This is a genomic window from Orbaceae bacterium lpD02 (assembly GCA_036251875.1).
Lineage (GTDB): Bacteria > Pseudomonadota > Gammaproteobacteria > Enterobacterales > Orbaceae > Orbus > Orbus sturtevantii.
In genome coordinates this window covers 1,512,940-1,536,668 of the sequence record CP133960.1, presented here as the reverse complement: position 1 = coordinate 1,536,668, position 23,729 = coordinate 1,512,940, and the positions used below count along the sequence as shown (strand labels likewise).

Below are 23,729 nucleotides of genomic sequence, written 5' to 3'. Positions count from 1 at the left end.
ACAACTTACGCGCTGAATAACCTAATTTTTTGCCTATGATAATTTTTTATTTTTTAATAAAATAGGGAACAGCATGATCAACCGAGTTGAATTTGTATCTGACTCAACGGTAATTTCACCTTTATGTGCTTCTACAATTGATTTTACAATCGCAAGCCCAATCCCTGTTCCCGTTGTTCCTTCATTATTACGTTGACGCGATTCGTCAGTTCGATAGAAACGGTCAAAAAGTAATGGTAAATGCTTTGCTTCAATTACTTTCCCTGGGTTTGAGGTGACTACTTTTACAAATTTATTGTTTATTCTGCTTAGTGTAACGGTAATTGTTCCGCCATTTTGTGTATGTCTAATTGCATTTGATAGTAGATTGCTGATTGCCCGTCTTATCATTAAATGATCGCCAAGAATTGGCGGACAATGACCTTCAAGCTTAAGTGTGATATTTTTCTCTTCACTTAAATATTCATAATAGTCAAACATGGTTATATAGACACTTGCTAGATTAATTTCAGTTAGTTGTGGGATGAGTTGTTTATTGTCTGCTTGAGCTAAAAATAGCATGTCAGTAATAATTTGCGACAAACGTTCAAACTCTTCTAAATTAGAGTAGAGGATTTCTTTATATTCTACCGCTGTTCTTGCACTGCTTAGCGCAATTTGGGTTTGCGTCGTCAAGTTAGTAATTGGTGTACGCATTTCATGCGCAATATCTGCGGTGAAGTCATGCTGTCGTTGAAAAATTGAATCCATTCTTGAGATCATTTCATTAAATGCATCAACTAAGCTACTATACTTATTTGGTACGAAAGATCTAGGGATACGCTCATTTAGGCTTTTGGCGTTAATTGAACTAATTTTTTTGATTAATCGGTTAATTGGCTTTTGTGTTAAGTAGGTAGTATAAAGAGTACCTAATGGAACGATGATGCAAGCAATCATAATCAGCATTAACAAGCCATTATGTAATCGCTGATTAAATTCTAATTGTAAATTTCGACTGATAGCAACGATTATTCGATATTCCTTATTATCGGCAGTCACCGCTTTTGCCGCACCTATTTGATATGAGTGATGACCTGAGTTCCAAACGGTTGTACTATCGTTTGTAATAATCTCATCTATATTTATTTTCTTAATTATTTGCGGTAAATCAGGTCCGCGTGTTTTGTATACCGTATTATTTTTTTCATCAGAGATATCAATAAATAGCTGAGAGTGGCTAGTTAAAATCAGTAAGATATTTGGAATTAATTCGTTACGCCCTTTATTTGAATCATAATAGGATAATTCTCGTTCAACAGAATCGATCACTGAGTTTAGCTCTACGATATTTTGAGAGACAGTATACTTTTCGAATGAGTTTTCTATAAAATAGCTTAGCGTATAAAGTAATGCACATGTGGATAAACACACAATAAGCGGCATTTTAATTACGGTTAGGGAAGAAAGCTTAGAGCTATAATTCTTCTTCTGCGATAACATCAAGTTTATAACCCATTCCACGGATTGTATGAATTAGTTTTGGTTCAAAATTAGCATCAATTTTATTTCTCAATCGGCGTATGGCCACATCAATAACGTTAGTATCGCTATCGAAATTCATGTCCCAAACTTGTGAAGCAATAAGTGAACGAGGTAACACTTCTCCTTGATAACGTAAAAAGTATTCTAAAAGTAAGAATTCTTTATTGGTTAAATCGATTCGTTTCTTATTACGCATTACCGTTCGTTTAGGTAAATCCATTACGAGATCTACAATGCTTAATTGATGCATATTGACTTGTGGGACATTTCGCCTTAATAAGGATTTAATTCGAGCAAGTAATTCTGCAAATGAAAATGGTTTTACTAAATAATCATCCGCCCCAAGATTGAAGCCTCGGACTTTATCTTCAACACTACCCATAGCGCTGAGTAGAATGATTTGGGTGTCTTTACCCGCTTCTCGTAAAGATTGAACTATTTTCCAACCACTAATATCTGGTAGCATGACATCTAATACAATTAGATCATATTCTTCGGTCATTGCTCGATGGTAACCATCTAATCCGTTGTTAGTAAGATCAACAATAAAGCCTGACTCGACTAATCCTTGCCGAAGGTATTCTCCTGTTTTTACTTCATCCTCAACAACGAGTAATTTCATTTTCACTCCATTTTACGATGGTTTATTTTATTGTTTCGGTACCATATATAATACATTAATCAAACGAAAATTATTCATTAAATAATAATGACTGATTTGTCATTTTAATGTCATCTTTTCGTCGAAGAGAAGCGGTTATTCTTGCGTTACTGTTTTACCATTTCCTTTTCATCTATTCCTTGCAATTTACTGCAGGCCTAGCTTCGGTTAGGTCTTTTTTATTTAAATTTTGTAATTTCAATTTAACGTACCATTATCACTCGTCTTTTTTAGATAGAACTAAACCTATTTCTAGGTGGTCTGTATAAGGGAATTGATCGAAAATAGCGAGTTGGCCGATTTTATGTGTTTTACAAATAAAGGATAAATTATCTTTTAACGTCAGCGGATTACAAGAAATGTAAATAATTGTTTGATATTTTATTATCATCTCGAGAGTATTCTTATCGAGACCGCTGCGAGGAGGATCAACTAAAATAGTACTAAATTGATAGTCCGCTAAATCGATACCATCTAACCGCTTGAATTTTCGAACACCCTTCATTGCATCGGTAAGCTCTTCTGCGGACAATCTTGCAATCTTAACATTATTAATAGTATTCACAGTTATATTGTATTGAGCGGCTTTAACCGATGCTTTAGCTATCTCGGTAGCTAAAACTTTATTAAAATTTTGTGCTAAAGCAATCGAAAAATTACCATTACCACAGTAAAGTTCTAACAAGTCACCAGATATTTCTTTAGTTACATTTATTGCCCAAGATAGCATATCGATATTAATTTTAGCATTTGGTTGAGTGAAGCTATTTTCGACTTGGCGATACGTATAAATATGATTGAGTATATTGAGCCGTTCATCGATGTAATCTTGGTCTAAGCAAATTTTTTGATTTGATGCTCTGCCAACAATATGAACATCGATGCCTTGATTAGTTAAGTTTTGTTTTAAATTTTTTGCCGCGATAAGCCAATCTTCATTTAATTTACGATGATAAATTAGCGTAATAAGCAATTGATTACTCAATGTTGACAAGTAATCAATTTGAAATAATTTATCTCGTAATATTTCGCTTGATTTTAGTAATGGAACAATTGCTTGCATTGCTAAATTAATAAGCTTTGATGCGATAGGAAAACTATCAACTCGAATTCGTTTTTGCGTATAAGGATCATACATCACATGGTATAACTCTTCCTTATTATGCCAGATCCTAAATTCAGCGCGCATACGATAATGGCGGCTAGGTGATGGGAAGATGTCCAATGGTGGTAATGAAAATTCACCAAATAGAGTGGTAATGTGTTGTACTTTTTTATCAAGTAAAAATTGATATTCATTTTCGGGTAAAGGTGTTGTCATATTATTTATTATAATTTGAATATTGTCATATAAGTATTTTATCGTCTAGTCAGATGTTTATAACTATATCGGTTAACTAGACGATGATTGATTATTTTTGCTCATCGTTCAAATCAAAGCAGTGCATTATCTTCTTGCTATTTGGTCAAAATACCGTTTACTTTTATTAAATATTTTCGCGACTCTTGTGAGGCATGCGAAGAGGTTAACTTATTATACACTTGCTCTGGTGTTAACGAGTTAATAATATTTACTGCTTGCTTTCTGTCCTTTGAAAAAGTCATAAGCACGCTACCCGCGCCACCATTATAAGCAGTAATAATTGCATATCGCATCGAAATAGGGTTATTAATTCCGGCTAGGTAGTTATCACGAATAAGTGCTAAATACGCACTGCCTAAATTAATATTGTTACGAGGTTCAAGTAAGAATGTTCGGCTTGGCTCACCATGTTTACCCCAACGTTTATAAAGATCTCTTCCAGCTGTATGCTGTTGTACTTGCATTAGGCCTAACGCATCGCTACGACTAACCGCATATGGGTTAAAATTAGATTCTACTTCCATAATCGCTAAAATTAATCTTTCGTCTAGATGATATTTAGCTGCCCATTCTTGCACTAATGGCATAAATTTATGTGCGCGTTCGTTTACATGATCAGGGACTAAATTAAGAGTCAGGTAATTGATCTGTTTATTGCCCGACATTCGAATTTTTAACTGATTATCAATAAGATATTGTGCAAAATGAACAGCTCGCCATTGCCAACGAATAGGTTGACCCGCTTCGTCAACAATTTGTTGGTACAGAAAAGGTTCTTTTGTAACATCAATATTCGATTGTGATTGCTTAATAATATCTTCCGGTTCCGACATTAAAATTGTCGTTACAACAGCTTGCGTTAATTGCGTTATAGGATCGTCTGATAGTGTCTCGACCGTAATTTTACCTGAGACAAAGTTAATATGGACCCGAGTTTGCAAATCATCGCTATATTGAACATAATCTTTTGGTCCAGCGATTAGTATCTCTTGTGATCCCCAAATTTGCTCAATATTATTAGCGTATTGGTTAATAAGTATATTAAATGCATTGGTATCTTTTACATAGACCGGAGGGGATTGATAATAATCTCCTGACCCACCAGAACATGCACTTAGCAGGCTAACTGCCGTACATAAACTTAATATTTTGAAATAAACTATTTTTGTTGTCATCAAATTAAACATCCATAATTAGAGCTAATTTTGGGGAGTGTAGCCTGCAATAGTTATATCTTGTCCTTCAAATAAAAATTTGACCATCTCATCTTCAATTTGTTTTCGATGCGCTAGGTTCATCATGTTTAGCTTGTGTTCATTGATAAACATAGTCTGTTTCTTCATCCATTGCGACCATGCTTCTTTTGATATTTCATTAAAAATTTGTTTACCAAGTTCTCCTGGGTAGAGTTGAAAATCGAGGCCAGGCGCTTCTTTTTTTAAAAAATGACAGTAAATCATTCTACTCATATCTTTTTCCCTTCGTTTTGGTACTCAAAATTATAGCTGAAAAAACGTTCGCTAAAAAGCGTTCATTATACTTCGAGTGCTAATTGTCTTAATAAATTACTAACTGGAGCGGCAAGTCCGATCTTAGGCGGAGATGATAAGTTATACCAACAACCATCTGACTGATCTAAACACGCGTTATTTTGCTCAATTTGAGTATAGATAGGCACCATATCTAGATGAAAATGGCTAAAAGTATGTTTTAAAGCAATGAGTTGAGAGCGCACTTGGGCGATAATCCCCACTTTTTTTAGCCAAACATCAATATCATCATCCGATGAAAATTGGGGGAAACAGTATAGTCCTCCCCAAATTCCTGCCGGTGGGCGTTTTTCTAACCAAACGGTTCCATTATTTGCTAGTACAAGAAAATAAGCTGTTTTGGTTGGTAACTCTTTTTTGGGTTTCTTAGTCGGGTAAGCTTGCCAGCTATCTGTTGCAAAAACGATACAGTCTTGTTTGAGGGGGCATAGCGTACATTTTGGTTTGCTGCGAGTGCAAATCATCGCACCGATATCCATCATTGCTTGGTTAAATTTATCGACTTGCTGTTGTGGGGTAACGAGTTCTGATAATTGCCATAGTTGATTTTCAATCACTTTATTACCTGGCCAACCATCGATGGCAAAATAACGCGCTAATACCCGTTTGACATTACCATCTAAGATCGGAAAATGCTGATTTTGCGATAAGGATAAGATTGCTCCCGCCGTTGAACGGCCGATTCCCGGTAAGTCTAATACATCATCAAATTTGGTTGGAAAGATACCCACAAATTTTTCTGCAATTATTTTTGCTGTTTTATGTAAGTTACGAGCTCGTGCATAATAGCCGAGTCCCGTCCACAAATGGAGAACCTCATCCATAGAGGCGTTTGCAAGATCGGTTATGGTTGGAAAGCGGGTAATAAAGCGATTAAAATATGGAATAACCGTTACAACTTGGGTTTGTTGTAACATGATCTCAGATAGCCAAACATGATAAGGTGTTTTTTCAATTTGCCAAGGTAATGTTTTACGCCCGTATTTGTCGTACCACTCTAAAATATAATCAGAAAATGATATTGTCATAATATTATTAACGGGCTAATTCAAAATATGCTATCGCTAGGATAACAACCCAAAACTTTTAAAAATAGAGTAATGGATGATAGCTCTTTCAAGGCTTGTTGTATTTTTATTGTTTGAAGATTGCCGTGCAAATCAATATAAAACATCTCTTCCCATGGATTGCCATGAATTGGGCGAGACTCGAGTTTATTCATTACAATACCATGGTTGCGCAAAACCAATAAGGCGTCTACAAGTGCCCCTGCTTGCTGACCTGTTTTCATTATTATGGTTGTTTTTGCAGGGATCTGATCGGAAACTTCAATCGGTTTACGAGCTAATACAATAAAGCGGGTAATATTTTCTTGTTGGTTGGCAAAATTATGTTCTAAGGCTTTTAAACCATAAAGTTCTCCACCATCTTTATTACCGATTGCTGCGACATTGGGTTGGTTTATCTCTGCAACTTTTTCCATTGCTGATGAGGTACTGTCACAATAAACAATTTTCCAATTTGGGTAGTTTTCTAAAAAATTACTACATTGTTGGAATGGTTGAGGATGGCTATAAATTGTATCAATTTTCTCCAATGTGGTTTGTTTATTTGCTAAAATACAGTGATCAATGGGTAAAGATAGCTCACCAATAATATGCAAATTTGTTTTTTGTAATAAATCGTATACTTCATTAATTGAGCCAGAGCTACTATTTTCAATCGGCAATATACCGTAATCAACTAACCCATTTTCGACTTGTTCAAAAATGTCTTTAAAGCTTGAACAACTAGACTCGGTGATTTGATCAAAATAGTGACTTGCATAACGACGAGTTGCTGAATGAGAGTAGGAGCCTTTCGGTCCTAAGAACGCAATTTTAGCCGATTTTATCGTGTTTTTATTGATTTTTTCTTGCAAAATTCGTTGCTGTAACAAAACAGAATCTTCAATAATTAATTGATAAAGCCGCTTAATAAACATTTCATCAAGGTGGAGTTTTTTACCCTGTTCAATTAAAGTTCTGACAAGAACTTGTTCGCGTTCAATATCTCTTACTGGAATATTTGCTTTAATTTTAGTATTCACAACTTCGGTAGAGAGTTCTCTACGCTGTGCAATAAGTTCTAATAATTGTTTATCTAACGCAGTGATTTTATGTCGTAATGGTAGCAGTGGATTATCTGTCATAATATTGAGTATTGGAGTAAAAATTATTCTTTATTATATACCAATAATCTCAAAGCAGTTAAAAACTTTGGCCAAATACTTTTTAATTGATAGCTCATTTTAGTGCTGTAACATAACGATTAAGTCTGAGTATGAATATTCGTCCTGAGGAGTAGATGGGTGATCTGTTGCTATTTGTTAAGCTGTGTTAGGATAACTTATTATGTACACATTGAGCCATTATTATGCCAGAGCTTCCAGAGGTCGAAACTACTCGGTTAGGTATTGTACCCTACCTAAAAAAACAAATTATTGCTGATATTATTATTCGTCAGCCTAAGTTACGTTGGCCGATTGATCCTGATATTTCAATGGCAATAGGGCAAGAAATTATCGATGTAAAGCGTCGAGCTAAATATCTATTGTTACAATTGCAGCAAGGTTGGATTGTTATTCATCTGGGTATGTCAGGTAGTCTGCGTATTTTGCAAGAGGACAAACCAGTAGAAAAGCATGATCACGTTGATTTGGTGTTAACAAATAAAGTGGTATTACGTTACACTGATCCTCGACGGTTTGGCGCTTGGTTATGGACGCCATTTTTAGAGTGGTTACCACAGTTAAAAAAACTTGGTCCCGAACCACTCAGCGATGATTTCGATGCAAATTATTTTTATAACATAGCAAAAAATAAAAAAATACCAATTAAGACATTAATTATGGATAATCATATGGTTGTTGGTGTCGGTAATATTTATGCTTCAGAGTCGCTTTTTATGGCTAAAATACTACCAATGCGTTTGGCCAATACACTTAACCTAAAAGAAATAACGTTATTGGTTAGAGCAATCAAAGATGTGTTAGCAAAATCAATACAGCAGGGCGGAACAACACTAAAAGATTTTTTGCAGTCAGACGGTAAACCCGGTTACTTCGTTCAACAACTACACGTTTACGGGCGTGCAGAAAAAAACTGTTTGGTTTGCAATACACCAATTAAAGCGAAAAAAATTGCCCAGAGAAATACATTCTATTGTGAACATTGTCAAAAATAATTTATCAATATTAGCTAAATATTCACTAAATAAAGCTAGCTTGTACAAATTAGCTTTATTTAAGTATCAATAAGTTGGCTCAGGTTCAATGACTGATAATACTAGCATTAAACAACATAAAGAGCCAATTGCTAACGTTATAAATACTGCACCCCAGCTAAAATAGTCAAGAATAATCCCAACAAAAAGCGGTACACACATGCCACCTAATTGTCCTCCCATATTGATTATGGCAAATGCAGTTGGATAACTGGCTTTATCTGCTCTGGCCATTGGATAAACAATAAATGCAGAGTATCCCAGCGATAAGAGGAATCCTGTTATAAACAGCAAACTACCTAATAAGTATATATTTTCAGGCGCGTAGACTAAACTATACATGGTTAAGCTGGTTGATGCCGCGCTAACTATCATTAATGGTTTGCGCCGTTTCTTAAAGAGATTATCGGATAGAAAACCACCTAAAAAGTTACCAAATATCGTTCCTAAAAAAGGCGAAGCAGAAAGTAATGCCGAGCTCATAATAGCAAAATGCCTTTCTTGCAGTAAGTATTTAGGTAGCCAAGCCATTAGAACACTTACAGTTCCAACCATAAAAAAATAGCCAATAGCTACGCCATAAATATCCCAACATCTAAATACTTGCCTTGTCGAGGTCAGTGTTCTTGCTGGCTTTGTTCGAATGATACTATCAATCCACGTGCGTTTAAATGGCATTATGGGGGCGATTAATTTTTGCGTTTTAGGTGCTTCTTTTTTATCATCTTGGTGAATATAATCAATTTCGGCTTGAGACACAAATGGGCTCTCTTGCGGCTTATTGTGTACCATTATGTACCAAAAGATTGCCCCTATTAGTCCAGGGAAGGCAAAAAATAGAAAAATGTAGTGCCAACTAAAATGCATTATAATCCAAGCGCAAAGTGGAGGAACAATTAAAGGACCAACTTTTGAGCTCGCTAAATAGATACCTGCAGCGGTACCTTTTTCTTTACTAGGAAACCAGTTGTTGATTGTTACGCTGCAGCCGACTGCGACAGGGGCCTCTGCTACACCGACCAGTAAACGGCAGATTTTTATTGCCCAAATAGAGTCGAGGATCCCCATAAAAAAAGTAAAAATAGAGGTAAAAAACATTCCTCCTGCATAAACTTTCCTCACGCCCATTTTACTGATTAACATCCCTGATGGAATTTGATTGAGTGAATATCCCAAAAAAAATAAGCTGACTAATACTCCTGCCATGGTATTGCTGAGTTCGAATTCTTCTTGAATATAGGGTAGCGCAAAACCAATATTTGCGCGATCTGCATTTGCAATAGTATAAATGACAAAAATAAATGACATTACCCACCAACGGTAATATGTTTTTTTGGGGGAAGCGTTAAACATGATCAATCCATTCTAATTATTTTAACAAAAATTATAAAGTGTAATTAGCGATTAAGCGATCATTTTGTGTATATTTACTTTCAATTTGAATGATTAACTAGCTCAAATTATTCTCATCTCAATATTAAGATCAGGTTCAAAAATTCATCAGTTTGATTTATAATAGCGCTCTACTTTATGTGTTCCTAAATGTTATCTTGCCTAAAAGAGAATTTTTTATGGAAATTTTGTGTGGTTCACCTGCATTATCTGCATTTCGCACCAATAAACTACTCGCTACTTGCCTTGAAAAACAGATCCCGATTAAATCTATTTATGCCGAATACGTTCATTTTATTGATTTAACTTCGCCATTATCTTTAGATGAGCAAGCAACGTTAAAAAAATTATTACAATATGGTCCTCAAGCGACTCGGCAAGACGTAAAAGGGCAACTGTTTTTAGTTACTCCCCGGGTAGGGACAATTTCACCTTGGTCATCGAAAGCGACGGATATCGCGCATAATTGTGGTTTAGCGCAAATTCGACGCATAGAGCGCGGCATTGCTTACTATATACAAAGCAAGCCATTAACAGCCGCTGAGCAAGCTGATTTTATCGCACTAATTCATGATCGAATGATGGAGTGTATATTGACGGAATTAGTTGAAGCCAAACACCTATTTACCGTGCAGCAACCTGCAACATTAACTATTATTGATATATTGAGCCAAGGTCGGCGAGCGCTAGATGATGCGAATATTAAATTAGGCCTAGCGCTAGCATCTGATGAAATTGACTATCTTCTCGATAACTTTAAGCGATTGGGGCGCAATCCTAGCGATGTTGAATTGTATATGTTTGCTCAGGCAAATTCAGAACATTGTCGCCACAAAATTTTTAATGCAGACTGGATTATTGATGATCAAACTCAGCCAAAATCATTGTTTAAAATGATCAAAAATACCTTTGAATGCACACCTAATTATGTTTCATCTGCTTATAAAGATAACGCTGCGGTCATGGATGGCTCATTTATCGGTCGTTTTTTCCCTGATCATAGCGATCGCCATTATAGTTTTCATCAAGAGTTTGCCGATATTTTGATGAAGGTCGAAACACATAATCATCCCACTGCTATTTCGCCTTGGCCAGGCGCGGCAACCGGAAGTGGGGGGGAAATTAGAGATGAAGGTGCAACGGGTAGAGGAGCTAAGCCTAAAGCCGGTTTAGTCGGTTTTTCGGTATCTAATCTGCGAATCCCTAGCTTCATTCAGCCGTGGGAGCAAGATTTTGGCAAGCCAGGCCGTATTGTGTCCGCACTTGATATTATGATCGATGGACCACTTGGCGGGGCTGCATTTAATAATGAGTTTGGGCGGCCGGTGATCTTAGGTTATTTTCGCACTTACGAAGAACAGGTTAATAGCCATAATGGTCAAGAATTACGCGGTTATCACAAACCAATAATGCTTGCAGGGGGGATTGGTAATATCCGTCGTGAACATGTGAAAAAAGGAGCATTTCCTGCAGGTTCAAAGTTAGTTGTACTAGGTGGACCGTCGATGAATATAGGCCTTGGAGGTGGAGCTGCATCGTCGATGACTTCAGGCCAGTCTGATGCTGATTTAGATTTTGCCTCCGTGCAGCGAGATAACCCAGAGATGGAAAGACGTTGTCAAGAGGTCATCGATAGATGTTGGCAATTAGGAGATGATAATCCGATTTTATTTATTCATGATGTTGGCGCCGGTGGACTATCTAATGCAATGCCTGAACTCGTTAGCGATGGTGGCTGTGGTGGCCAGTTTGAATTACGTAATATTCTTAACGATGAACCAGGAATGTCACCGTTAGAAATTTGGTGCAATGAGTCACAAGAACGTTATGTGCTTGCTATCGCACCAGAAAGTGTACCATTATTTGATGCACTTTGTCGGCGAGAGCGAGCGCCTTATGCCATCGTTGGTTATGCCACTGAAGAACAAAATTTAGCATTATATGACGCATATTTTGATAACAATCCCATTGATTTGCCACTTGAGCTACTATTAGGCAAAACACCGAAAATGCAACGAGATGTTAAATCACTTAAAGCTGTCGGGGAGCCATTTGATTTCTCCACAATTAATCTAGAAGACGCGATTAAACGGGTTTTACATCTACCCGTTGTCGCTGAAAAAACGTTTCTCATTACTATTGGTGATAGAAGTGTGACCGGGATGGTCAGTCGCGATCAAATGGTGGGTCCTTGGCAAATCCCCGTTGCCGATTGTGCAGTGACTACGGCAAGTTTGGATAGTTATTATGGTGAAGCGATGTCCCTTGGCGAGCGGGCACCGGTCGCTTTACTCGATTTTGCCGCATCTGCGAAGCTTGCCGTTGGTGAGGCACTCACTAACATTGCAGCTAATAATATTGGCGATATTGAGCGAATTAAATTATCGGCAAATTGGATGGCTGCGGCCGGTCATGCCGGCGAGGATGCAGGTCTATATCAAGCGGTTAAAGCGATCGGAGAAGAACTTTGCCCACAATTAGGGCTAGCTATTCCTGTTGGTAAGGATTCAATGTCGATGAAAACGTGTTGGCAACAAGATGGCGAACAAAAAGAAATGATTGCCCCGCTCTCATTAGTTATCTCTGCATTTGCTCGTGTTGAAGATGTACGCAAAACGGTTACACCAGAGCTAAAAATAACCGCTAACCGATTGCTCTTTATTGACTTAGGGTGTGGTGAACAGACTCTTGGTGCAACAGCACTTGCGCAGGTTTATCGCCAATTGGGAACGGAAGCTGCAGATGTGCGTGACGTTCAAGTATTGGCTAACTTTTATAAGGCAATGCAGCAACTGGTCGAAAAAAAGCAGATTATGGCTTATCACGATCGCTCTGATGGTGGATTGATTGTTACTTTACTTGAAATGGCGTTTGCTGGGCACTGTGGGTGGGATATTGAGTTATCAGCATTAGGGCCGTCCACTTTAACTAGTTTATTTACTGAGGAACTGGGCGTTGTAATTCAAGTTAGCGAATTTGAAAAAACTAATGTTGAAAAATGTTTAAAATCATTTGGTTTGGGCGATTATGTTTATGATTTAGGTTGCGCTATAAATGGTAATGAGATCATAATTCGCCGCGATAATGAGGTAATTTATCGCCAGAACCGTAGTAGTTTAAGAACTTGGTGGGCACAGACGACTTGGCAGATGCAAAGAATACGTGATAATCCTGATTGTGCAGATCAAGAACACCAAGCGAAACAAATTGAAGCAGATCCTGGATTAAATGTAAAACTGACCTTTGATACTAATTGTGATGTAGCAGCTCCATATATTGCTAAAGGCATTAAACCTAAGATCGCTATTTTACGTGAACAAGGCGTTAACTCACATGTTGAAATGGCTGCAGCATTTTACCGCGCAGGTTTTGATGCATTTGATGTTCACATGACTGATTTATTGGCGGGCAATACAAAATTAGCACGATTTAATGCCTTAGTTGCGTGTGGCGGGTTTTCTTATGGCGATGTGCTTGGTGCAGGTGAGGGCTGGGCAAAATCGATTTTATTTAATCAGCCCGTTCGCGAGGAATTTGAAACATTTTTTAATCGCCAAGATACGTTGTCATTGGGCGTCTGTAATGGCTGTCAGATGATGTCTAATTTAAAAGAGCTTATTCCTGGTGCTGAGCTATGGCCTCGTTTTGTACGTAATTTATCAGAGCGGTTCGAGGCAAGGTTTAGTTTAGTTAAAATAGAAAAAAGCCCTTCATTACTATTTGATGAAATGGTTGGCTCACATATGCCAATTGCTGTTTCACACGGAGAAGGCTATGTTGAAGTTAAAAATAGTGAACATTTAGCTATGCTTGAAGCATCTAAATTAGTATCAATACGTTATATCGATAACTTTGGTTCAGTGACGGAAAATTATCCTGCAAATCCGAATGGTTCCCCTAATGGAATTACTGCGGTGACATCTAAAGATGGCCGAGCGACCATTATGATGCCTCATCCTGAGCGCGTATTTAGAACAATAAGTAACTCATGGCACCCAGATAGTTGGGGGGAAGATAGCCCATGGATGAGAATGTTCCGTAATGCACGTAAACAATTAGGTTAATCAACTAATTGCGGTTTGAACCCTGCATAAATCTTGATAACAATGCTTTCTGCTATAATTTCGTTTATACCATAGAGGAGCTATTGCCGCTTTTTTGATGGAATCTAATTACGCTTCTCTAATGGCATCAGGAATTGAAATAGGTGATTTATATTGGTTTAGATTATTTATCTTCGTCAAACAGTAAAATCATTTCTGCTAATTTATCGTTGTCCGCATAAAAATAAGCAAGGGGTACCGCTAGGGCTTGAGCGAGTTTTCCTGCAGTTTCAATATCAGCTTCGTGGATCCCTTGCTCATAACGATTAATTCGAGTACTTGCCACAAATTCATCAATCCCTGCAAGTTTACCTAGTTCTTTTTGTGATAAACCACGTTCCAGCCTGATATTTTTTAGTCTCTTACAAAATGTATCACGGTATTTATGGGGCGTTGACATCTTTGATTTCTCTACAATATGCTCTCAAAGATTACGATAATCGTAGATTTTACTTGCCATGAATACTACGTTTATCGTAGTATGGTGATAGAGAAAAACTAAGGTCAATGATTGGTCCTTAAAAGTATGACTAACACATGCTGCTTTAATTATAATCATAAATGTTAGAATATATCGTTATATGCCATCTCAGTTTTGCTGTGATGGCATTTTTAATTTCCTTAAAACTTTGTTTTAACACTTATTACAGTATTAAATAGCAATCCAAATATAGCAATTATTGCATTGGCTTGCTCAGCTAAGTATGATTTTAGTTTATTATATTTAGCTCAATATTTATGGCTCATTGTTAAAAAACCTTATAGCACTAGCAAACTTTATAATAGGTTATAATATTTTATTTATCTATTTATGAGCTAATCATAAGTAATATTAAATACCATTTTTGCTTCAACCTCTCCCCCTGTAATATTCTTTGCATACCGATAGTAGCTAACAGTATAATTTGATGTAATAAGGTTGTGATTAGCAGTATTTGCTAGAGGTCCAATTTTTTGTTTTTTATTAAATTCTAGAGGCTTTTTATTATTGCCTAATATTTGTATACCTATACCTTGAGCAGCATCAGATGATGTTTTAGTATTTGCGAGCACACCATCTGAGTTTTTCATTCCTGTTGGTGGCGAGCCTGAAAATGTTAAATTAATATTGTTATATCCTGTATTGGTTGAAGAGCCACCACTACATTTTAGCTGAATAGATAAAGGTATTTCACCCGCCGTTGAGCCGACTGACTTAAGTTGATTGTAATTAATCGAAGCCAAATTAATATCTTGAGTGGTTCTGCTATCGACAACACAAGAAGGAGACACAATAGTCGTTCCATTCTGGCTCATGTAGGTATTTAAAATAGAGCCGTTAACATCAGACTTAATACCATATTTTGTGTATAACCCTGGCGCAATCGCTCCTGAACCAACATATTCTGCTGTTTTATAGAGGGTTACAATAATATTTTCGGCAGTAACTGACACATAAGTATTGTTATTTTTTATTGAAAAAGTATAAGGATAAATTCTATCTGCACGCATAAACTGTATTCCTATACCAGGAATATTAGTCTGAAAAATAGTACCGTTGTAAGCAGAAAGGTTTGTCATAACAACTTCGCCATCCAAGTTATCATCTATTGATTGGCACAGGAATGCACGATTTATCCTAGAAAAATGCCATGATTGCTGAGCAATAATATCACCGACTTTCAAATTGGGACTCACAATGACGCGGCCCATATCTGTATAAATATTGGTACTAGGTACATTTTGTTTTATACAACTGGCGTAAGCTTGGCTGATAAAAAATATGCTAAAAATTAGCGCAAATGTTATTAATTTTCTCACATAAATGCCTTATATTTTGCTTTATCATTTTCAAATGAGAAACTATATTGTCCGCTTTGTAGCTTAATATTGACGGTATTTTTTCCGTGAGTTACTCCATGCTCATGCTCAAATTTTTTATTTATAGTGAATCTATTTGAACTAGAGTTTGAATGACTTAATAAGTTATTTGATAATAATGTTGATTTTTTCTTGAACCAGTCGAGAGGTAATAAAAAATTTACGCTAAATCTGCGTATAGATAGACCTTCAATCATTAAATTGAATATAGCAGTTGGACATATTATTAACATGCTCATCGCTGCTAATTGTCGTTTTTTTATAATCACTCTAGCCTCGCAAAACATTACTTAACAATAATTTTGCTAGCTATAGTTGAACCATAGTCGTTGATATTGCTAACTATCAGTGTCTCTCCAGATCTCAACGCTTTATTTAGTCGGATTGTTTCTGTTGATTTAGGAGCAAGCATAATAGCTTCGTTATTTAAATAGGCTTTTTTATTATTTTCAGTAATTTTAATAATCGTAATATAAAAAGGTGTTGAATTCTCTATGGTTAATTCTTTGTTATTAGCCTTAAATATTAATTGTTTTATTGCTAATTCTGGCTTTCCTAAATTAGTTGGTCGATAGATAAATTTAAATCGAGATTTAATCGCTAATTGCAGCGCATTGATTTCATCAGTATTCATAGGGGGAATGTCTAAAACATTAAGCCACCAGAGGCTTTCTCTATCTGTTGGAAGGTGCTCTTTATCAAGCATTTTGATACGCAATGCTTGCCCCCCCTTCGCTTCTATTTTTGCTACTGGAGGTGTGATTTGAAAAGGTATTGTTATCATCTCTGGAGAGTTTTGTTCATCGCCATTATCCAACCAAACTTGTGCAACAGCAGGCCTGTCAGCTGAATTCATCATGTTTATTGTGATTTCTTTTGCATTTTCATGAAAAATGAAGCGTGTACCATTAATAATAATATTGCCGGCTAATGAATAAAAACTAAAAAGTAGAGCAAAAATTAATGTAAACGCTTTCATAATTAATCCCATATAAAGCGGTAGCGATCCTATCGCTTTATATTTTGAGTATTTATATCTTTCTATACTTAATTACTGATAAGTAATCTCATAAGTTGCATAGCTTTTCACTTCACCAGCTGTTGCTGTTTGAGGTGCAGAAGAAACATAACCTACGTAGTAAGTAAATCGTGAACCACCCGCGACTGTTTTTGTATCAACAACTGCAGCTGGCTGCGTTTTACTACCTGGTACTATTTTATTTTTTAATGTTGCATCGCTATCAGTAGCTAAAGCAAATTGAACATTTTTGGCACCAGTTGATGCTTCAGTATTTGCTAAATAACCAGCAGAAACGCCTGTTGCACCAAATAGGACATTACCGCCCGTCCAAGTAACACCAATCGTTTTAGTTGCTCCTTCTTCCTCTTCAGTAGCAGCTTGGCAATTAGTTACATCAATAATGAAAGATTTTGGGCGTAATAACGTATCAGCCTTTGCAGCTTGTATTTCTTTTAAAGATACAGGCGGTAAATATACGCTGGCGTCACTACCTTGCCCATCGACAGAAATAGTACAAGAAACATCAGATACGGTACCAAAAAAGTTTATTTGTCCGCCAGTTGCATCAGGAGTGCTTGCATAAGAAAAGGGTACACAAAGCAAAGAAGTAAGTGTTGTTGTAAGTAATAATTTTTTCATAGTATGCCTTTAATAAAGTGATAATGAGTAATAAACAACTGATTGGTTGCTTATTAATTTTAATTAATATATTTAAAAGTTAAAATTAAGTGTAAATGAATTTTATATTCCTTTTTTATGCAAAAAAGCAAAGAATAAAAAAGACAAAGCAAGTATATTTAAAAATAGGATCATAGCAATTTTTTTTTTGTATATTTTTTGAAAAATGGTAACTATATGTTTTATATCAATTAATTATAAAAATATTTTTTAATTTATTAATTGCGTTAAAGAAATGTAATTTTTTTTACATCTTTTTTGCGAGGCTTTTGTTTTTTTTAAAGTGATCGTGATGTATGATGCAACAAAATTATGTTGTGCTATAAGCTTATTTATTATTGGAATAATTATGTCAAAAAATGAAAAAATACAATTTTTTAAGGATAGATTATTAGCGTCGATACAAGGTGAATCTGTTCCTTCTTTTGCAAGAAAGTGTGGCATGTCTGAGACGGTAATTCGAGATTATTTATCAGGAAAAACCTACCCTTCTTTGAGTCGTTTGGGGATCATCGCTGAAAACTGTGGGGCATCCTTTAATTGGCTTGCAACCGGATATTCTCTTGAAGAAATTGAGTCTAATTCTGATGAAACTGTTTATAATGAAAAAATACACCGCATACCAGTCTATAGCAAACAAATGCCAAGCGTTGAAGAAGCAAAAACTCAAAAATATGTTCGAGATTCACCCCCAGTGATGAATTATCCCGTTTTAGCAGGGTGGCTAGCTTATCGAGGATTAAATCCTGCAGATATGATTATTTATTGGGCTAAAGGTAATTTAATGGAGCCTGAAATTAAAAATAATAATGGTTTAATTATCGATACCAGCACTCGAAATATAGTTGATGGTGGCATTTATCTAGTTGAATATGGCGATATGACACTATTAAGGCGCATTCATTTAACCATCAATGGCTGGTTACTACAGAACAATAATAGTGCTCAAACGTTAGAGGTTCACAAAAATGATTTTGGACAATACGACGTTATTGGTATTGTCGTACAAGTCATTAATGATATTTAATTGTCTTATTCAATCGGTTGGTTGATTAATCTATAAAATTAAATCTAATAATTAACATACCTGTCATTTATACTTTATCAGGGAAGTACAAATATTTTTGTACTTCCCTAATCATATTTACATGCCGCAATAATTAATAACAGCCAACCTAATATGAATGAACAGCCTCCGATCGGTGCTGTGCCAATATTAGGTAAGTCAAAATAAGTAATGCAATACATTGTACCGCTAAAAAAGAGAATACCAAACGCAAATAACCAACCCGCGATGGTCAAAAATAGGTTTTTCTGGTGATTAAGCCAAACAGCAACCGCAAATAAAGCAAGCGTATGGTACATTTGATATTGTATGCCAAGTCTAAAAATATCGAGTTGATCATTTGTCAATACATGAGTGAGAGCATGCGATGATAACGAGCCAAAGATGATTCCCGTTAAGCCGAAAAAACCAGCGAATGCTAAAAAAAATCGATTCATAATTAGTCAAATTAAATTAGATAGAAAAGGATAATATCATAACAGTGATTAGCGATAAAATATCTACGGATTTCTCATTTTAACGAAGGTTAGATATCAATTTAACCTTCGTTAGATAAAAAATTTATTTATATTATTTATAATTCAAATGAGCAGTGGAACACGCGACCAATAATATCAACATGGTTTAAGTCTGCAATTTCATCAGGGTGCTCGTCTGAGTTAAATGAATTGATGCGAATTTGATGATGTGGGATCAAGTACAATCGCTTTAAACGGCATAAACCATCTTGGCAAATGGCATAAATATCGCCATCGATGATCTCTTTTTTAGCTGTATCAACCGCAACAGTAGCTCCATTTGGGATAATGGGTTCCATTGAGTTGCCTCTAGCGGGAAAGCAGATCACATTCTCTTTTTGGACGCCTTTGCGACGGAAAAAACGCTTACCAAATCGCAATTTATAACCATTATAATCAACTTCGGCTGTTGCGCCAGCGCCAGCGGCTAATTCTATTGATTTATAATAAGGTACCTCAACTTCATCACTATGAAGTGGCGTTGTATCATCCCATTCATCAACCTGCATTGTTTTCATTTCATTCAACCTAATGTCTTGCACTAACATCTCGCCTTTACCCGTTCTAAGCCAGTGCAGATTAACGCGTAATAGTTTTGCCAGAAGGTCAAGTTCTTTCGGTATATTTTCGCCTTTTTCCCACTTAGACACGGCCGCTTTCGAAATCGATAGCTTTTGGGCTATATCGGGTTGGGTTAATCCCGCAGCAAGCCTTGCTTGCTTAATTCTGTTGCCTAACATGACTTACTCTCCATTATTAGTGTTAACTTATATTAACTCATTCAAGGTAAATATAAATTGACTTGAAAGTTAACTTTAATTATTATTAAGTTAACTAAAGTCTTGCTTTTAACTTTATTAGCATGACACAATCAATAATATGAGGATGTTATAGACAATGAATGAACAATATTATGAATTAATTACCCCTGCAAATAATAGTTCTATCGAGCTTTCTAATATTGAGGGAAATTTCACAAAACCACCTACTTATATTATTGATTTACTCGCCATGTGGGGTGACTATCATCGTTATATTAGCCGTTGTGGATTTAAGCGTCATAGCGCTTTTGTTACTAACTTTAAAACTGATAAAAATACTATTTTTATTGAGCAAGATATTGATTTGATTGATACTATTATATTGAAAATGAAAAATTCATTATCCCCAAAACAACAACAGCAATATGCTATTATCGAAGCTTATTATAAGGGCATTGATTTAGTTATTGATGGTTATGATTGGAGTCAAAAGTTAACCATTCGAGAAATTAGTGAGCTACTAAATTTACCTAAATCAACGGTATCCAACCGAAAAAAGCAAGCCGAGCAATATATTACAGAGAGTATATTAAAACAAAAGTTAACTTTAATTACCTTTTAATTAAATAAAAGTTGACTTTTGGGACGGCGCATGATATTATTATCCCATAGTGACAAATTGTATATAACCACCTTAACAGTGGTTTTTTATTAGCCCCGATCATATTATCGGGGCTTTTTTATTACTGAAATACAGGAGTTCGCGGATAAATAATAGATATGTGTACTTTTATACATAAGAGCCGCGTTAACTCCTTTCTATTAACTTCTATTTATGGCTTTATTATGGACAAATATTCATCTCCAATCTCTTATTTTTGGGGGGCATTGTGTACTCTCTTGGGAGCCTTAAGCCTTAATGATATCGCTGTAATTATTGGCATATTACTATCAATTGTAACATTCATAATTAACTGGCTATATAGAAGACGAGATTTTTTACACAAAAAGAAGCTAAGGGAAGATTACTATGCCAAATATAGCCAAGATCGCAACCGGCGCGATTTGTAGTGTCTCAGTCATAATTGGCATCGTGTTAAATGATTATACCAATGATATTCGAATTAGTCGTGCAGGGCTTGAGCTTATTGGCGATGCAGAATCATGTATCAATCAACCTTATCACTGTCCAGCAGGTATTTTAACGATAGGTATTGGTTCCACAACTGGGGAAATACAGCCGCGTAAATACTCTGATGATGAAATTGCACGGCGCTGGGTGAACGATATTAAAAGCGCGGAGCAGTGCGTTAATCAATATGCTAATGGTAAAAAACTGTCACAATCTATTTTTGATGCTGCTGTATCAATTACCTTTAATGTCGGCTGTTCCAAAATGAGAGTTTCAACGATGTATGGATATCTTAATCGCGCTGAATATCAAAAAGCATGTAACGAATTACCTCGTTGGAATAAATCAAATGGCAAACTATTAAATGGTTTAATCATTCGAAGAGAAAAGGAACGACTATTATGTCTAATCGATTTAAGTTAATTTTTGCTAGTGCAGCAGTCTTCATTTTACTCTTTTTAGGGTTTATTTGGGTTGATATTCGCAATACTTATATTGAGCTTGGTGGCATCAAAACTGAATTATCACAAATAAAAGCAGAATTTAAGCGATATCAACTATTAGCACAAAAAGTACGTGATATTGATGATAAATTTACTCAGGAGCTAACTCATGCAAAAGCTGAAAATAATAAGCTATATAATAATGTTATCAATGGTCTTGGCCGGTTGCAGTTCAACATCAATAAAACCGCCACCACCAACGTGGATGATGCAAAAGCCAGCGAACTCTCTGGAGAAGCTCGACAAAATTATTATTTACTCCGAGACGACATAATTACCAAAGATACTATGATTATTGCATTACAGAAATATATCACCGCTATCTGCTTAGCAAATTAAACCTTTCATTTACTTAAGCCGGCTTATGTCGGCTTTTTTTATTGCTTAACTTTACAAAAGGATCCTTATTATGATCGAAACTGACATTGAATTCGCGCTTATATCGCTTTGTGATGGACGAATAAGCCCATTAGTTGCTAAACCTGGTACCGAAACTCCTTATATTTGCTATCGTAAAAAATTGGAATCATCGATTGATGTATTAGATGGGCCTATTGGTACCGCCTACTGTTTTCAAGTCAATATTTTTGCTGACGATATGAAACAAGCTGAGACGATTAAAAACCAAGCCTATGAAAATTTAAAATCTTTGCAACCTTATAATATTAAAGGTATGCAGCGTTATGATAAAGACAAAGCACTATTTTGTGCGACGTTGGAGTTTTCATTATAAATTCTCAATATTGTTAAAATCTACATTTTGTCATCAATTCATAAGATGAAATACCCTCAAAACTAATCAGTTTACCAACTTGAAACTAGCCTTTAGTCACTTAAAGTCTCGTTTTTTACTCTATGCTATGGATAGTTTTTCGTTCGTTATACGTACATTGAATGTACTACCACTAACCTATATTTCATGGAAATATAGATTTCATAAAGTAACTTTAAAAGGTAAAACCGATATGAAAACGATAAATGATATTTCTAAAATTAACGATCAATTGGCTGACTCAGCCGCGCTAGCGGTTGATCAACAACTATTAGCCGCAGCCGAAGCAGAAAAATGTGCCTTAATAAGAACATTATTGTGTTTAGTTGGCATAGAAAGCGGCTCAACCGATAAAGCCGGCATCGAGGAAATGAACTATCAAATAGAGCAAGAGTTAAACGATTTAGGTTTTAGCGTTACTCGCCATCCAAGCAAAGGATCTAGTGAAGGGCGCGTGAGTCTTGGTGATAATATTGTTGGTGTATTGAAAGGTAATGGCGGTAAAAATATTATGTTACAAGCCCATCAAGACACTGTTTATCAAAGAGGGACGCTAGAAAAATCACCTTTCTATATAGATGGTGATTTTGCTTATGGTCCAGGGATCGCCGATGATAAAGGTGGGATTGCGGTAATATTACATAGCCTCAAATTACTAAAAGATAGAGGTTTCAAAGATTTTGGTTCAATCACGGTACTATTTAATACCGATGAGGAACAAAGTTCAGTGGGTTCAAAAGAGTTAATTACTTCAACGGCACAGCTCAATGATTATATTTTATCGTTTGAGCCGACAATTATTAATCCTGAAGGCTTGATTTCAGGCACCTCTGGTATTGGTACCGCGACGGTTACAATCACTGGTAAAGCCGCGCATGCTGGTGCCGAACCTGAAAAAGGCGTTAATGCACTTGTTGAAGCGGCAGATTTAATATTGCGCACTGCTGATTTAGATCAAGGTCCTAATGGGGTGCGCTTTAACTGGACTATGGCAGAGGCTGGCGAAGTAAGAAATGCCATACCAGCTCATGCAAGTTTACTCGCTGATATTCGTTTCCCAACTAATGAAATGTTTGAAGCCTTCAAACCTGAATTAGAAGCGAGAGTCGCTAATCAAAAACTTGTTGATGCAAAAATCGAACTTGTGATTGATACAACTCGCCCAGCCTTCGATGTAACCGAAGAGGGTAAACAGCTAATGGATAAAGCCGTTGCAATTTATAAATCGATTGGTCACCAGTTGATTATTTTCCCTAAAACCGGCGGAGGTTCAGATGCCGCTTTTGCCGCCCTATCAGGTAAACCTGTTATTGAAGCGCTAGGTTTACCCGGCGCAGGATATCATACCAGTAACGCTGAATACGTTAATCTAGAAGCAATACCGCGCAGACTTTATTTAACATCGAAACTAATTATGTTACTTGCGCAAGGTGAGTAATACTAATCAACCGGCATATTTAATATGCCTTAACTAGCCTCAAGTTGTTACTTTGAGCAAGAACCGAGTTCTTATTGAACAATCAACTACAACCACCAAATAGGTGGTTTTTTTATATATGGA

General features: G+C 36.1%; 22 protein-coding genes. 8 read left to right on the top strand and 14 right to left on the bottom strand.

All coding sequences use genetic code 11. The features are described from left to right. Positions 1-33: 33 nt before the first annotated feature. From RHO12_06650 to pheA, 7 genes are all read right to left on the bottom strand, one after another. On the bottom strand, positions 34-1,482 hold the full coding sequence (locus RHO12_06650; protein WVD65074.1) for a heavy metal sensor histidine kinase: 1,449 nt from the start codon (positions 1,480-1,482) through the stop codon (positions 34-36). Beyond that, a complete protein-coding gene (locus RHO12_06645; protein WVD65073.1) occupies positions 1,457-2,146 on the bottom strand; it encodes a heavy metal response regulator transcription factor in 690 nt (229 codons plus the stop codon). Before RHO12_06645 ends, RHO12_06650 begins: the two co-directional genes overlap by 26 nt. 256 nt (positions 2,147-2,402) lie before the next feature. Next, entirely contained in the window at positions 2,403-3,506 is a 1,104-nt protein-coding gene (trmA, locus tag RHO12_06640; protein WVD65072.1) for a tRNA (uridine(54)-C5)-methyltransferase TrmA, read from the bottom strand. Positions 3,507-3,643: 137 nt separating this feature from the next. Then, entirely contained in the window at positions 3,644-4,723 is a 1,080-nt protein-coding gene (gene mltC, locus RHO12_06635; GenBank protein ID WVD65071.1) for a membrane-bound lytic murein transglycosylase MltC, read from the bottom strand. Between the two features lie 24 nt (positions 4,724-4,747). Continuing rightward, positions 4,748-5,017: an oxidative damage protection protein gene (locus tag RHO12_06630; GenBank protein WVD65070.1), complete on the bottom strand. Its 270-nt coding sequence runs from the start codon at positions 5,015-5,017 to the stop codon at positions 4,748-4,750. Positions 5,018-5,082: 65 nt separating this feature from the next. Next, positions 5,083-6,126: an A/G-specific adenine glycosylase gene (mutY, locus tag RHO12_06625; GenBank protein WVD65069.1), complete on the bottom strand. Its 1,044-nt coding sequence runs from the start codon at positions 6,124-6,126 to the stop codon at positions 5,083-5,085. 20 nt (positions 6,127-6,146) lie between these two features. Then, positions 6,147-7,289, bottom strand: a complete 1,143-nt coding sequence (pheA, locus tag RHO12_06620; GenBank protein WVD65068.1) for a bifunctional chorismate mutase/prephenate dehydratase — start codon at positions 7,287-7,289, stop codon at positions 6,147-6,149. A gap of 224 nt (positions 7,290-7,513) precedes the next feature. Here pheA and mutM point away from each other — a divergent pair, with 224 nt between their 5' ends. Further along, positions 7,514-8,323, top strand: coding sequence for a bifunctional DNA-formamidopyrimidine glycosylase/DNA-(apurinic or apyrimidinic site) lyase (mutM, locus tag RHO12_06615; GenBank protein ID WVD65067.1), 810 nt, complete (start codon positions 7,514-7,516; stop codon positions 8,321-8,323). A gap of 66 nt (positions 8,324-8,389) precedes the next feature. Here mutM and RHO12_06610 read toward each other — a convergent pair whose 3' ends face one another. After that, positions 8,390-9,715 (bottom strand): MFS transporter, encoded by a 1,326-nt coding sequence (locus tag RHO12_06610; GenBank protein ID WVD65066.1) that lies wholly within the window; start codon positions 9,713-9,715, stop codon positions 8,390-8,392. A gap of 218 nt (positions 9,716-9,933) precedes the next feature. On the opposite strand from RHO12_06610, the gene purL reads away from it, so the two are divergent. Further along, positions 9,934-13,818: a phosphoribosylformylglycinamidine synthase gene (gene purL, locus RHO12_06605; GenBank protein WVD65065.1), complete on the top strand. Its 3,885-nt coding sequence runs from the start codon at positions 9,934-9,936 to the stop codon at positions 13,816-13,818. A 163-nt stretch (positions 13,819-13,981) separates the two neighbouring features. On the opposite strand, the gene RHO12_06600 is transcribed toward purL, so the two are convergent. The 4 genes from RHO12_06600 to RHO12_06585 form a co-directional block, all read right to left on the bottom strand. Further along, complete coding sequence (locus RHO12_06600) at positions 13,982-14,257, bottom strand: helix-turn-helix transcriptional regulator (GenBank protein WVD65064.1); 276 nt, start codon at positions 14,255-14,257, stop codon at positions 13,982-13,984. A 416-nt stretch (positions 14,258-14,673) separates the two neighbouring features. Continuing rightward, a complete protein-coding gene (locus tag RHO12_06595; protein ID WVD65063.1) occupies positions 14,674-15,657 on the bottom strand; it encodes a fimbrial protein in 984 nt (327 codons plus the stop codon). Positions 15,658-16,003: 346 nt separating this feature from the next. Next, on the bottom strand, positions 16,004-16,696 hold the full coding sequence (locus RHO12_06590) for a molecular chaperone (protein ID WVD65062.1): 693 nt from the start codon (positions 16,694-16,696) through the stop codon (positions 16,004-16,006). A gap of 72 nt (positions 16,697-16,768) precedes the next feature. Next, entirely contained in the window at positions 16,769-17,377 is a 609-nt protein-coding gene (locus tag RHO12_06585; GenBank protein ID WVD65061.1) for a fimbrial protein, read from the bottom strand. Positions 17,378-17,765: 388 nt separating this feature from the next. On the opposite strand from RHO12_06585, the gene RHO12_06580 reads away from it, so the two are divergent. Next, positions 17,766-18,443, top strand: a complete 678-nt coding sequence (locus tag RHO12_06580) for an XRE family transcriptional regulator (protein WVD65060.1) — start codon at positions 17,766-17,768, stop codon at positions 18,441-18,443. Positions 18,444-18,550: 107 nt separating this feature from the next. Here RHO12_06580 and RHO12_06575 read toward each other — a convergent pair whose 3' ends face one another. Together RHO12_06575 and RHO12_06570 are read right to left on the bottom strand one after the other, a co-directional pair. Then, a complete protein-coding gene (locus RHO12_06575; GenBank protein WVD65059.1) occupies positions 18,551-18,919 on the bottom strand; it encodes a DUF423 domain-containing protein in 369 nt (122 codons plus the stop codon). Positions 18,920-19,056: 137 nt separating this feature from the next. Further along, positions 19,057-19,740 carry a helix-turn-helix transcriptional regulator gene (locus tag RHO12_06570; GenBank protein ID WVD65058.1) on the bottom strand — a complete coding sequence of 228 codons (684 nt, stop codon included), beginning with the start codon at positions 19,738-19,740 and terminating at the stop codon, positions 19,057-19,059. A gap of 157 nt (positions 19,741-19,897) precedes the next feature. Between RHO12_06570 and RHO12_06565 the strand changes: the two genes are divergently transcribed. The 5 genes from RHO12_06565 (at position 19,898) to RHO12_06545 (ending at position 23,606) form a co-directional block, all read left to right on the top strand. Further along, entirely contained in the window at positions 19,898-20,383 is a 486-nt protein-coding gene (locus tag RHO12_06565) for a hypothetical protein (protein WVD65057.1), read from the top strand. Between the two features lie 408 nt (positions 20,384-20,791). Beyond that, a complete protein-coding gene (locus tag RHO12_06560; GenBank protein ID WVD65056.1) occupies positions 20,792-21,316 on the top strand; it encodes a lysozyme in 525 nt (174 codons plus the stop codon). After that, positions 21,295-21,735, top strand: coding sequence for a lysis system i-spanin subunit Rz (locus tag RHO12_06555; GenBank protein WVD65055.1), 441 nt, complete (start codon positions 21,295-21,297; stop codon positions 21,733-21,735). The genes RHO12_06560 and RHO12_06555 overlap by 22 nt, the downstream gene beginning before the upstream one ends. Before the next feature lie 70 nt (positions 21,736-21,805). Beyond that, positions 21,806-22,129 carry a hypothetical protein gene (locus RHO12_06550; GenBank protein WVD65054.1) on the top strand — a complete coding sequence of 108 codons (324 nt, stop codon included), beginning with the start codon at positions 21,806-21,808 and terminating at the stop codon, positions 22,127-22,129. A gap of 232 nt (positions 22,130-22,361) precedes the next feature. Continuing rightward, complete coding sequence (locus tag RHO12_06545) at positions 22,362-23,606, top strand: glutamate carboxypeptidase (GenBank protein WVD65053.1); 1,245 nt, start codon at positions 22,362-22,364, stop codon at positions 23,604-23,606. Positions 23,607-23,729: the final 123 nt, after the last annotated feature.